Below are 12,502 nucleotides of genomic sequence, written 5' to 3' on the forward strand. Positions count from 1 at the left end.
TGTGGTCAGGTTACGCGCGGCGACACGCGGCCGCGGTCGTCGAGCAGGCGAAGCATCAGGCAGGCATACAGTGTCACGGCGAGGAAGAGCCCTAGCCGTACGGCGAAAGCCGTGTAGACGTCCTTGCCGGCCGCGCTGTCTTCGACCGACTGCCCCAGGAGGATCACCATGGTGACCAGGGCATTCAGCCAGAAACTTGGCGGATGGCGTGTTGGCCTGAGCCCGTAGAGCCGGCGCCCCGCGAGCATGACACACAGCAGCGTCCACAGGAAGAACATCCACAAATGCACGAACAGGCTGAGCGCCGACCACAGCAGGATCGCCAACAGCCCACCGAGCAGCGTGGAGCCGATCAACTCCCGTGCCGCGCCGCGCGCGGTGGTGCAGCTTTGTCTGCCAAGGCCGACGGCTTTCATGATGATCGGCATGTAGCCGGCCGGGTCGCTGAGTGCCAGAAGGTAGGCGGGCAGGACCACCAGCGTCGCCCGCAGCGCCATCCAGGCTGCCTCGCTTGCCGGCGGCCGCGGCGCGACGGGCGGCGGCGCGGTCCCGGGCGGGTCCGGGAATACCGAGTGGACCAGTGCCAGCACCGCCACAGCAAGCAACAGTCCCTTGACCAGTGCGCCGATTACCGTAACCGCCAGCGTGAAATCCGCCGTGCCTGCCGCCGAGATCATGGTCAGGCCGGCAGCCAGGAAGGTTGAGACCAGGTTGTTACCTCCGCCCAAGCCGTAGCGGAACGCCAGGAATAGCAGCAAGCCTGTCAGCATCACGCCACCAAGCCAGTAATAGCGCAGGAAAGGGATCAGCAGCAGCCCGCTGCCAGTGGTCAGCAGCAGCACGAGTGCCAGTCCGACACCAGCTTTCAGCGGCACCGGTCGGTTCATCGAAGCCAGGACAAACAGGCCCAGCACCGGGGCCACCATCGGGATCGCCCAGCCCAGGCCGAAGCTGATTGCCAGGCACATGGCCGTGCCGAGCGCCAGGCGTAGCGCACGCCTTGAGCGGGTCGTGCGGTCATTCGGCATGGCTCGGTTCAGTAGACATAGGACAGCCAGCTCATGACGCGCAGAAAGAGGCGCCCGAGCGGGTTGAGCGGATTGCCTTCTGTGGGGAAAGCCATGACTTCAGCTTGCCCACCAGCCCGGACGCCCTGCAGTTGGTCCAGCTCGCCTTGTGCGAATTCGACGATCACCGGAAACCGCTGGGCCGGGCGCAGCCAGTCGCGGCTGTTCTGGATCGTCGGCAGTGTCCCCGGTGGCGGACTCTGGCCCACGCTGACGCCATATCCGATGCTGCGCACGCGTCCCTCCAGGACTTTGCCCGGATATGCGTCCAGCACGATGGCGACCGGCGCGCCGGGCTTGACGTGACCGAGGTTGTTCTCCGTCATGTCCGTGCTGATCCAGACATCCTGAATCGCAATCAACGTCATGACGGGACTGCCCGCCGACGCATACTGGCCGACTTCGGTGCGCAAGTCCGTGATCAATCCGGCCGTGCGAGCGCGCACCTGCGAATTGGCCAGGTCCAGCTCGGCCTTGTCCACCGCGGCGGCAGCACTTTGCAGCTTGGCGTTGTTGTCTTCGCTGCCGCCTTGCGTCTCACGCGCACGCTCCACCTCGGCTCGGGCGGCGTCGACCTGGCTGACTGCCTGCGCGTGCGTCGCGCGAGCGACTTCCAGGCGGCGCAGCGACACCGTGCCCTGGTCCTCGCTATACAGGCGTTCCAGGCGCTCGCTGTCCTGGCGCGCCTTGAGCGCGTTGGCCTGCGCCGCGCGCAGGCCAGCCTGCGCAGAAGCGATGCCGGCAGTGCTGGCTCCGATCTGCCGGCGCATCGATTCCAGGTCGGCCCGTGCCCGCTCCAGCGCAATGCGGTAATGCTGCGGATCGACCTCGAACAGTACGGCTCCCGCCTGGACGCGCTCGTTGTTGCGCACGTGCACCCGCGTCACGCGCCCCGGCACCTCCGAGGCGACCGCGACAACCAGCGCCTGGACCCGCGCCTGTTGCGTGTAGGGGGTGAAGCGATCGGCCAGCAGGTACCAGGCGAGGCTCAGGACGATCAGGCCAACTACCCACCTGATACCTTTCTTCGACGAATCGGCGCCGGGCGCCGGGTTGTCCGCCGGTGGCGGTGCGGGAGGCTGCGGCGTATCACTCATTGGTATTCACTTGCGGTGTTGACAGCTTGCGGTCAGGGTGCTGGCGGACGGATTCGTCGAGCAGGTCACTCCAGTCCGTGCGCTGCTGCATCTGCGCTCGGGTAGCGGAATCGACCAGCGGCTGTCCGGTATGCCAGCCGCCACCGAGGGCCTTGTACAGGGCAATGAGGTTGCTCACCGCGTTGCTGCGGTTGACCAGGTAGGCATCCTGCTGCGCGAACAGCGCCCGCTGCGCGTCGAGTACGCGTTGGAAATCCGAGTACCCTTCGCGGAACAAGGCGTTAGCGAGCGTCAACGAGCGGTTCGCGGCTTGTGAGGCCTCGCGCAGGATCTTTTCGCGCTCCAGCGACTTGATCAGTCCGCTGGCCGCGTCGTCGGCCTCGCGCGCTGCCTGCCGCACGCTGTCCTGGTACACGACGATCAGTTGCTGCAGCCGGGCATCCTGCACCCGAACGTTGTTGCGGATGCGGCCGTAGTCCAGAACGTTCCAGCGCATGCTCGGGCCACCGACCAACACCCAGCCATTCGGCGTTCCTGGCAGTGACGTCGCTGACCAGCCGATACTGCCCAGCAGCGACACGGACGGATAGAGGTCGGCCTTGGCCACGCCGATCAGCGCCGACTGCGCGGCCATCTGCAGTTCGGCCGCGCGCACGTCCGGGCGGCGCAGCAGCAGGTTGGCGGGCACGTCCTGCAACACTGCGCGGTCGATCAGCGGAATCACGCCTTCCCTGCCGGTCGGGTTGGCAAGCTCGGGCAACGCACCGGGAGGCTGCCCGACCAGGATCGCCAGTGCATTGCGGGTGCGCAGGATCTGACTTTCGAGCTCCGGGATGCTGCTCAACGTGCCCAGATATTGGGTCCTGGCCTGCTGCAGGTCCAGCTCGTCGCTTTCGCCGCCCTTGAAAAGCCGTTCGGTGATCTCGAAGCTGCGCTTCTGTAACCGGGCATTTTCGCGCGCGATCTGCAGGCGGGCCTCGGCCGTGCGCAAGGCAAAGTAGGTCTGTGCCATCTGCGCGTGCAGCAGCACCAGCACGTCTTCGTGGTTCGCCTTTGCCGCAAAATAGGCGGCATCGGCCGATTCGATGGCGCGGCTGAAACGACCCCAGAAATCCAGCTCCCAACCAATATCAAAGCCCGCACTGTATTGCCACACACGACCGCCCTGTCCTGGAGCAGGCGTCTGCTTGCTGTGCACGTACAGGGCGTCGGCGCCGGCCTGCTGCAGTTGCGGATAACGACCCGCCAGCGCGATACCAAGCTGGGCGCGCGCTTCGACCACGCGCAAGCCGGCGATTCGGACGCCGGCATTGTTGGCATCGGCCGCTTCGATCAATCGCTCAAGAATGGGATCCGCAAAGACCTGCCACCATTCGCGCATGCCCGGTTGCTCGCGCTGCTCGCTGGCCTGCGCCACGGACGCGCTGCTCCAGGCTTCGCTCCAGGGCTCTTGCTGCGCCTTGAAGTCAGGTCCCAGTCTTATGCAGCCGGCAAGAAGCAGCGCACCGACCGATAGCAGCCGGCGCGGGCTGGACAAGTACGACATGCCTCAGTTCCCGGCCATCACATCTGCGCTTGACCACCTGAGGCAATTTCCGGCGGCACGTCCTTGACCCACTGCCAGAACAGTTGGTAGCCGACGGCGAGCATCACCGGTCCGATGAACAGGCCGATCACGCCGCCCGACACCATCCCGCCAATGGCGCCGATCAGCACCACCGGCATCGGCACGTCTACGCCACGACCGAGCATCAGTGGCTTGAGCACGTTGTCGGCGAGTCCTGCGACGAACGTATACACGGCAAAGACGATACTGGCGATGGTGGCGCCGTCGGCAGCAAACACGTAGACAATGACCGGAATCGTGACCAACGTGGCCGGCAACTGCATGATCCCCAGCAACAGCACGGCCAGGGCCAGCAGACCGGCACCTGGCACGCCCTTGACCACGAACGCCACGCCGATCAGCAGCATCTGGATGAACGCGATGCCGACCACGCCTTGCGCCACGGCTCGAATCGTTGCCGTGCACAGAGCAGTGATACGCGGCCCCCTGTCCGGGCCGGAAATGCGCGAGGCGATCTGCACCGCACTGTGGCTGCCTTGCTCGCCATAAGCCATGAAGATGCCGGCAACAATCAGCGCGCCGAAGAAGACCAGCAGCGCTGCGCCGAAGCGGCCCGCGGTGCCAAGCAGGGCGATGCCGGCATCCTTGAATCCAGGCGCAACTTTCTGCAGCAGCCCGGTCAGATCGGTCGAGGCCTGCAACCACAGGTCGTAGACGCGTTGGCCGATCACTGGCCACGCGGCCACCGAATCTGCCGGTGCTGGAATGTTGAATTCGCCGGTCCTGGCTATTGCCAGGACGTTCTCCGCAGAATCGGCAATGGCGGCGCCCAGCAGGTACGTGGGCACCATGATGATGGTGATTACCACCACGACGATCAGGGTGGCCGCCTTCCCGTCACTGCGAAGCAATCGCGCCGTAAGCCACGTTTGCAGCGGGTAAAGCGTAACCGCCAGAATCATGGCCCAAACCATCAGGTCGAGGAACGGGCGGAATATGCGAAAACAAAACATAACGAGAACCGCGATCAGCCCGGCGCGGATCAGGACGTCAAGCATGCCCCGGGACAGCACGCGCCCGGACAAAGGCGTTTGCGACATCGATGGTCTCCTCAATCTATTTCTTGGTTCGTGACTTACTCAAATACGTGCATCTGCAGCTACCCCACGATGCGCAGGAGCATAGAAGACCACAGCCGATCTTAAGGGCTTCGGTTTTGGCTTGCCGATGTGAACGAAAACTTTCATATCGATGGGCCTTGAATCGCCTGATTGAGCCTCATGCGACACTCAAGACCAGTGATTTATGCTCGGGCACCCTTGGTTCATGGCCCATTTGGGAAGTCTCGCCTCTAAAACATTCATAACGCGGAAGGATGGACGTCCTTGACATCACCTTGGATTGAAAGGCGGAAAAAAAGACAACGGTGAATCCGGGTTGCGGGCAAGGAAACTCCGACATGCGTCGGAAGCTTCATCCAGAAAGCTCGAGCACAACCCCGGGTGTCGTGCCGGTTCCAATTGCGGCAGGATCACGGATTATCGGTTTTATCTGGATCCATCCCTGGAACCTTGCCGTACCCGGAAAATGCTTTTGCCCCTAGAATGAACCCGCTTCTCCACAGGATGACAACGAATGATCATCGACCTGTTTCTTGATTCGGTCGTATTCCTCGCGGCAGCCCTGATCATGGTGCCGTTGTCGGTGCGCCTGGGCTTCGGCTCCGTGCTCGGCTACCTGGTAGCCGGGGTCCTCATCGGTCCCTCGGTGTTGGGGCTTGTGGTCGCTGTCGACCCTGTTTTCCACATATCGGAAATGGGCATCATGCTGATGATGTTTGTCATCGGCATTGAGATGGACGTCGGGAAGCTGTGGGACATGCGCCAGTCGATCTTCGGCTATGGCGGCATCCAGGTCACGCTATGTGGCGTGCTGCTGGCAGGAATCTTCATCGCCTTCGGCGTGGACTGGCGCGTTGGCGTGGCTGCCGGCCTGGCACTTTCGCTCTCGTCCACGGCGATGGTGATCTCCATCCTGGAACAGAGCGGGCAGATCGATTCGCCAGTCGGGCGCACCAGCTTCGGCATCCTGCTTTTCCAGGATATCGCAGCAATCCCGATGATTGCCCTGCTGCCTCTGCTCGCCCCAACGCCGGTGGTCGAGACGACGTCAGCGGCCGGCTGGGCGCTGGCACTCAAGGCGCTGGGCATGCTTGCAGCCGTCGTCGTAGGCGGACGCTTCCTGCTGAGAATGGTCCTCCCTGCGATTCGACGCACCGGCGCGCGCGATATGTTCACGGTGTTCGCGCTGTTCTGGGTGATTGGTATCGCCTTGCTGATGCATAGTGTGCAGCTGTCGATGTCGCTCGGCGCCTTCATCGCCGGCGTGCTGCTAGCCGGTTCCGAAGGCCGCCATGAAATCGAATCCGACATGGCGCCCTTCAAGGGAGTGCTGCTCGGCCTCTTCTTCATGGCCGTCGGCATGTCAATCGATTTCGGCGTGCTGCTGCACAAGCCGGTGATGGTCGCCGTACTGGTGGTCGCGCTGGTCGGCGCCAAATGGGGAGCGCTCTGGTTTCTGGCGCGCCGGTTCGGATTGCCAAGGGGGCAGCGCGCCTACTTCGCCATCTTGCTATCTCAAGGCGGAGAATTTGCTTTTGTCGTAATGGCGGCGGCCCAGGACGCACGCTTGCTGAACGACGAGCAACTGTCCGTCGTGACGGCGGTGGTCGCACTATCGATGGCCGCAACCCCGCTGCTGTTGCTTGCCCACAAAAAGCTGGCAGCCGCGCCTCGAACTGACGAACGCGACTTGCCCGTAGAGCAGGTATGAACCCATCGGCCAGCTCGTGGCGCGACTGCCCGGCGCCGCCCGCTGGACGCCAAAGCAGGCGGTGCAATCGTTCATTTCTTCCCGATACACCGTTCCAAATCGAACTCGAACACCGGGCCAGGACGGCGTCGCCTCGAAGGGCACCGGATGCCGTCCTTTGGGGTAGGTAGGGGCGCCTCAGCGCATTAGTTCCAGATCGGAGCTTCCTTCTGCATCTGGTCCTTGGTCTTCTTCATCCAATAAGAACCGATCTGGCGTTCCGTGACGACTCCCGACTTTTTGACGTCGATCTTGTCAAAATTCTCGTACACCTGCGGCATGCCTGCCTGCGCTTCGTCGCGACTCAGCTTGCCGTCATGATTGGCGTCGGCGGCCTTGAATCGCTCCGCAATCAAGGCTTTTGCCTGTGCCGTAGTCGGTGGTGCTTTCGGGATCTCGCCTGGCGCCGCTCCCTGTTGGGGTGCTGGTGCCGACTGCGCATTCACTGCCAGAGAAGTAAGTGCCATCAGGAATGCAAAACCAATTGCGGGCAATTTGCGTACGGTCATGTCGCTCTCCTCAAGTCACAATTTTTTTTGAAACTTCGGAGCAGGAAGCCTGCTGGCCGAAATTGTGTGAGCATTGGCTCGCTCAGCATTCTACGCGCTGAGCGCGGCATCCCGATTAGGGAAATCCTCTATCAGACGCGGGCGACCCGGGCCTTCAGCGGCTGGCTGTGATGCGCCCTCAGGTTATCGAGAACCAAGAACACCTTCTTGCTCAGTGGAGCATACGAATCTTATCTAGTTCGGCCTGATACAAGTCAAGCAGGGAAGAGTCATAGTCCCTGGCAATGCGGGCCAGCACCGGCCGCACTCGCTCGCTCAACTTTATGAACTCGGCTGGATTCAGCTCATTGATACGCATCCCTCGGGCTTCAAGGTCCGCACGCATCCTGGCATTCTCATCGCGAATCAGGCGCCGCTGGTACTGGCCGGCCGCTCCCGCGGCGTCGCGCAACAGTGCTTGGTCAGCCGGCGCCAGCGTGTCCCAGAAGCGCTTGCTCGCGATCAATGTCATAGCACCGTAGGAGTGGTGGGTGACACTCAGATAGGTCTGGACTTCATATAGTTTGCCCGTCACTATCTGGGAATAGAAATTGTCCTGCGCTGCGACGCTCCTGGATTTCAACGCCGCATGCAGTTCAGAAAATGGCAATGGAACGGGATCTGCCCCAATTTCCTTGAAGCTCTCAACGAAGATTGGCGCAGGGATGACACGAATCCTTAAGCCATTGAAGCTGTCCGCATGAAGGATGGGGCCGGTAGAAGTCGTCATATGTCGAAAACCGTTCTCCCACCATGCGAGTCCGATCAGATTACGGCTTGCCAGACGATCCAGCAGGGTGGCGCCGAAAGGGCCATCGAGCAACGCATTGGCCTGTTTTTCATTGCCGAGCGTGAACGGAAGATCAATCAGACCAAAGCCCTTCTCGACGTCAGCCAGCCCGATCGTAGCTTGCAGCATCAACTCTGGCGTTCTGCCATCTCCCGCCTGCAAGGATGCGATCTGGCTTGATGGAGATCCCGGTATGGTTTCTGAGGGGGCTTGCACGAGTATGCGGCCACCACTTCGGGTGGCCACCAGTTCGGAGAACTTGTTCATGCCACGGCGCACCGGGTGGTCCGCCTGGAGATATCCACGGTAATCAGCGATATGGATGATTCTCGACGCCTGCTTCGCCGTGGAGAGAGGCTCTCCCGCCGCCGCGGTTGCCAGTACGGATAATGGGATGCAACAAGCGAGTCTTGCAAGATTTCGCCTATACCTTAATGACGTCAATAAGCTAAGCAGACCCGATACGGCTGAATTCCTGAGCATCCCTATCTCCTTTCGCGCTCCTTTCCCTGCCTCGCTTCTCACAGCCACGGCGTCTGGCTCAGGCATTTCTCAGCCCGCCAGCCATGCAGCCATTGCAGCGAGTCGTAGAACTGCGATTGCGTGCGGCCGGTCCACAGCGAGTTGCGCACATAGCGGTCGACGCCCTTGGCGTGATAGATGCGGCCCATATCGCGGGCTGCGTACAGCACGCGCGCGGTGCGCGGGATGCGGGCCTGCTCGTATAACGTGAACGCGGCCTCGAAGTCTCCATTCGCTTCCCGCACGGCTGCGCCGAGCGTGACGGCGTCTTCGAGTGCCTGGCATGCGCCTTGCGCGACGTACTGCGTCATCGGATGCGCAGCGTCGCCGAGAACGGTAGCGCGGCCAAAGCTCCAGCGTTCGACCGGTTCGCGATCGGCCGTGGCCCAGCGCTTCCACGACGATGGCCGGTCGAGCATCTGATGCGGGAGCGGATGGATAGCCTCGAAGTATGACAGCACCTCGTCCTTGCTGCCGTCCTTCACCCCCCACTCTTCCTTCTCGCGGCTGTGGAACGTGACCACCAGGTTGTACTGCTGACCGCCGCGCAGCGGGTAGTGCACGAGATGGCAATGTGGGCCGGCCCATACCACGGGCGCGTTGACTTGCAAGTCCTTTGGCATGTCTTCTACGTCCACCACGGCACGGTATACGACGTGGCCGGTGACGCGCGCCTCGTCGCCGATCAGCGTCTGGCGGATAGCGGACTTCACTCCATCGCAACCCACCACGGCATCGGCGACGTGGCATTCACCGCGCTGGTCGATCACCGTCACGCCGCGCTCGCCCTGCTCCAGCTTGCCGACCCGGGTACGGGTGCGGAACGTGATTAGCGGATGGTCCTGCACGGCTTCCAGGATTGACAGGTGGATGTCGGCGCGATGGATGACCGCATACGGATTGCCGAAACGCTCGCGGTACGATGTGCCCACGTTCACGACGGCCACGTCGCTGGCGTCGAGCGCATCCTTCAAGATCATCTGGTCAGTGAACACGGCCCGGTCGCGCGCAGCCTGGCCAACGCCAAGGGCGTCGAGCGCGGCGAAGGCATTGGCGGCGAGTTGGATGCCGGCGCCGATCTCGCCGATCTGGTCGGCCTGCTCCAGCAACTCGATGCGGATGCCCTGCTTCGCCAGCGCGAGGGCCGCGGCAAGGCCGCCGATGCCGCCGCCGATGATCAAGACTTTCCTGTCGGACTGATTCAATTGCATGGGTCGTCTCCTGGACCTGGGCGTTCTTGCGCTCAGGCGGTGTAGTCCGGCTGCCGCGCCGGGGCGGCCAGGGCGAAAGCGGGGTGCGCGCTGGCGTGGGTAAAGACGGCCATCGCCTTCGGGTAAGCGGAAAGATCGCATCCCATGCGCAGGGCATTGGCGATCTGCGGCACGAGGCAGACATCGGCCAGCGTGGGCTGCGAGCCGAAGCACCACGGCCCTTCCCCATACCGGGAAAGCAGGCGCTCGACGCCGGCCATGCCTTGGTCGATCCAGTGGCGGTACCACGCGTCCTTCTGCTCGGGCGACAGCTTCAGCTCGCTTTGCAGGTACTTGAGGATGCGCAGGTTGTTCACCGGGTGCATGTCGCAGCTCACCAGATACGCCAGTTCGAGCACCCGCGCGCGGAGTTCGTCGCTCGCCGGCAGCAGGCGCGGCTCAGGATGGCGCGCATCGAGGTAGTCCAGGATTGCCAGCGACTGCCCGAGCGCGAAGTCCCCATCGATCAGCGCCGGTACCGACGCCGAGGGATTGATTCCGTTCACGTACGCCCCGTCATGATGCTCGCCGACGCGGATGTTCACCGGCAGGTACTCGTACGACAGGCCCTTGAGCGCGAGGGCGATGCGCACGCGGTATGACGTGGAACTATTGAAGAAGCTGTAGAGCTGCATGCCGACTCCCGTGAATTTCCGTCAGACCACGCGCACGGTCAGTTCGCCGAGGCCGTCCACGCCCGTCACCATCGTCTCGCCGGCCTTCACCGGGCCCACGCCTTCCGGCGTGCCGGTGAAGATCACGTCGCCCGGTTCCAGCCGGAAGAACTGCGACAGGTACGCCACCGTCTCGGCCACCGACCAGATCAGGTGTGTGACGTTGCTGCATTGCTTCGTCTCGCCGTCGACTGACAGCCAGATCGCCGCGTCGGTGGGGTGTCCGATCTTGCTGGCCGGGTGAATCGGTGCGACCGGAGCGGAAGCGTCGAACGCCTTGCCGATTTCCCATGGACGGCCCATCTCGCGCATCTTTATCTGCAGGTCGCGGCGGGTCATGTCGAGGCCCACCGCGTAGCCCCACACATGTTCGAGCGCCCGGTCGACGGGGATGTCGGAGCCGGCCTGGCCGATCACCGCCACCAGTTCAGCTTCATAGTGGTAGTTGGTGGTCTGCGCGGGATACGGCAGATCCAGCACTTGACCGGCCTGCACTGGCACGATGGCGTCGGCGGGCTTGCAGAAGAAGAACGGCGGCTCTCGGTCGGGATCGAACCCCATTTCACGGGCATGGGCGGCGTAGTTGCGGCCGACGCAGTACACGCGACGGACGGGGAAAGTGTCGTCGCTGCCGGCAACGGCGATGGCGACGGGAGCGGGCGGAGTGAAGACGTAGGACATGTCGGACTCGGTTGAAGGTTCGGGCAAACGCAGGTTGAGCGGGCCGGATGCGGTGCCTGCGGCGGCGCGACCCGGTGGTTCTTGTCGAAGGGAAATCGGGTCAGGTACGCGATTCGCGCAGCAAGTTCAGCGCGGAGAGCACCGGACGGTCGGAGTAGCTGAACAGCACGGCGTCGTCCAGCGCAGCGAGTTGCACAGGAGCCCACGAGGGCACCACGAAGGTGTCGCGCGGCTCGAACTGGAACTGTTCGTCGCCGATGCGCGCGGTGCCGCGCCCCTCGACCACGCTGTAGACGGTCGCGTCCGTGCTGCAATAGGTGCGGCCCTGGAAGCCGGGAGGCAGGTATTGCATGAAGGTGGCGATGGTCGGCATCGGCCAGCCGCCGGTGGCGGGGTTGACGTAGCGCAGCTTCACGCCGTCCCAGGCATCGAGTTCGCCGTTGCGGTAGAGTTGGTCGAGCGCCTCGCGGGAACGGTCGTACGGATAGCTGAAGATCGGCGAGCTCGGGTCGGAAACCTTGTGGCGCACCGGCACCATGTTGTGGCCGAAGCGGGCAAAGCTGTCGCCCTCTGGCCGCTTGACCGGCTGCTGCGCCTCGGGGTAATTCTCGGCAAAGCCGCCGTCGAAGAACTGCACCAGCGGGATATCGAGCCCGTCGAGCCAGACCACCGGCTCGCCGCCGCTCTCAACGGCCGGGTTGCCGTGGTCATGCCACGTCCACGACGGCGTGATGATGAAATCGCCCGGGTGCATGGTCGTACGCTCGCCATTCACGGCCGTCCAGGCACCCTGCCCCTCCACGATGAAGCGCAGCGCCGACTGCGTATGGCGATGGCTCGGCGCCACTTCGCCGGGCAAGATCAGTTGCAGCCCGGCGTAGAGCGAACCGGTGATGCTCGACTTGCCAGGCAGGCCCGGGTTTTCCAGTACCAGCACGCGGCGCACGGCTTCCTCTGCGCTGATGACGTGGCCAGCCTGCATTACCAGCGGGCGGATCTGCCTGTACTTCCAGATCGCCGGCAGAACCTGCGGCCGGGGCTGCGGGGGTACCAGCGAGTGCAGCGATTCCCAGAGGGCGCTCATGTGGCTGCGACTGATATCGGCGTAATAAGCGGCACGATCGGGGCCGGGCTGGCGTGCGTCCATAATGTCTCCGTAGTGATTTCTTGTACCTGGCCGCGAGCATCGGCCGCGTTGGGGCGCAGCGTTCAGGGCCGCCGTCGCTCATGCCGACGAGCGCCCACGCACCATGACAGCAGCACCCACTCCAGCAGGTCGAAGCCCAGTGACACCAAGAAGCCCAGCATCGCGCTCGCGGCCAATCCCACCTGCATCTTCTCGACCTCGAATACCTGCCAGCTATTCCAGATGAGGATGCCGATGCCTGACTTGGCACTGACGAACTCTGCCGCCACAGCTTCCCCCTTGAGGCCA

12 protein-coding genes are annotated in these 12,502 nt (G+C 63.3%); 1 reads left to right on the forward strand and 11 read right to left on the reverse strand.

Annotated features, from left to right (window positions below; translation table 11 throughout):
• Positions 1-5: 5 nt before the first annotated feature.
• From CBM2586_RS28425 to CBM2586_RS28440, 4 genes are read right to left on the reverse strand one after another with little or no spacing between them, the layout of a single operon-like run.
• A complete protein-coding gene (locus tag CBM2586_RS28425) occupies positions 6-1,028 on the reverse strand; it encodes a DUF2955 domain-containing protein (RefSeq protein WP_115666007.1) in 1,023 nt (340 codons plus the stop codon).
• Between the two features lie 8 nt (positions 1,029-1,036).
• A complete protein-coding gene (locus CBM2586_RS28430; protein WP_115691184.1) occupies positions 1,037-2,164 on the reverse strand; it encodes an HlyD family secretion protein in 1,128 nt (375 codons plus the stop codon).
• Complete coding sequence (locus CBM2586_RS28435; RefSeq protein ID WP_115691186.1) at positions 2,157-3,710, reverse strand: TolC family protein; 1,554 nt, start codon at positions 3,708-3,710, stop codon at positions 2,157-2,159. Before CBM2586_RS28435 ends, CBM2586_RS28430 begins: the two co-directional genes overlap by 8 nt.
• Before the next feature lie 17 nt (positions 3,711-3,727).
• Complete coding sequence (locus tag CBM2586_RS28440; protein WP_115666004.1) at positions 3,728-4,831, reverse strand: AI-2E family transporter; 1,104 nt, start codon at positions 4,829-4,831, stop codon at positions 3,728-3,730.
• Between the two features lie 535 nt (positions 4,832-5,366).
• On the opposite strand from CBM2586_RS28440, the gene CBM2586_RS28445 reads away from it, so the two are divergent.
• A complete protein-coding gene (locus tag CBM2586_RS28445; RefSeq protein WP_172583385.1) occupies positions 5,367-6,563 on the forward strand; it encodes a monovalent cation:proton antiporter-2 (CPA2) family protein in 1,197 nt (398 codons plus the stop codon).
• Between the two features lie 185 nt (positions 6,564-6,748).
• Here the strand turns inward: CBM2586_RS28445 and CBM2586_RS28450 are convergent, their stop codons facing one another.
• The 7 genes from CBM2586_RS28450 to CBM2586_RS28480 all read right to left on the reverse strand — a co-directional run bounded on the left by CBM2586_RS28450 (position 6,749) and on the right by CBM2586_RS28480 (position 12,483).
• Positions 6,749-7,111: an EF-hand domain-containing protein gene (locus tag CBM2586_RS28450; protein ID WP_115691188.1), complete on the reverse strand. Its 363-nt coding sequence runs from the start codon at positions 7,109-7,111 to the stop codon at positions 6,749-6,751.
• 211 nt (positions 7,112-7,322) lie between these two features.
• Entirely contained in the window at positions 7,323-8,489 is a 1,167-nt protein-coding gene (locus CBM2586_RS28455) for a TRAP transporter substrate-binding protein (protein ID WP_115691190.1), read from the reverse strand.
• On the reverse strand, positions 8,462-9,673 hold the full coding sequence (locus CBM2586_RS28460; RefSeq protein WP_115691192.1) for a 3-hydroxybenzoate 6-monooxygenase: 1,212 nt from the start codon (positions 9,671-9,673) through the stop codon (positions 8,462-8,464). Before CBM2586_RS28460 ends, CBM2586_RS28455 begins: the two co-directional genes overlap by 28 nt.
• A gap of 32 nt (positions 9,674-9,705) precedes the next feature.
• On the reverse strand, positions 9,706-10,347 hold the full coding sequence (maiA, locus tag CBM2586_RS28465) for a maleylacetoacetate isomerase (protein ID WP_115691194.1): 642 nt from the start codon (positions 10,345-10,347) through the stop codon (positions 9,706-9,708).
• A gap of 21 nt (positions 10,348-10,368) precedes the next feature.
• Positions 10,369-11,067, reverse strand: a complete 699-nt coding sequence (locus CBM2586_RS28470; RefSeq protein WP_115691196.1) for a fumarylacetoacetate hydrolase family protein — start codon at positions 11,065-11,067, stop codon at positions 10,369-10,371.
• Between the two features lie 100 nt (positions 11,068-11,167).
• Positions 11,168-12,214: a gentisate 1,2-dioxygenase gene (gene gtdA / locus CBM2586_RS28475; RefSeq protein ID WP_115691198.1), complete on the reverse strand. Its 1,047-nt coding sequence runs from the start codon at positions 12,212-12,214 to the stop codon at positions 11,168-11,170.
• 62 nt (positions 12,215-12,276) lie between these two features.
• Positions 12,277-12,483 carry a hypothetical protein gene (locus CBM2586_RS28480; protein WP_181924350.1) on the reverse strand — a complete coding sequence of 69 codons (207 nt, stop codon included), beginning with the start codon at positions 12,481-12,483 and terminating at the stop codon, positions 12,277-12,279.
• Between the last annotated feature and the right edge of the window lie 19 nt (positions 12,484-12,502).

This window comes from Cupriavidus taiwanensis (assembly GCF_900250115.1).
GTDB lineage: Bacteria > Pseudomonadota > Gammaproteobacteria > Burkholderiales > Burkholderiaceae > Cupriavidus > Cupriavidus taiwanensis_B.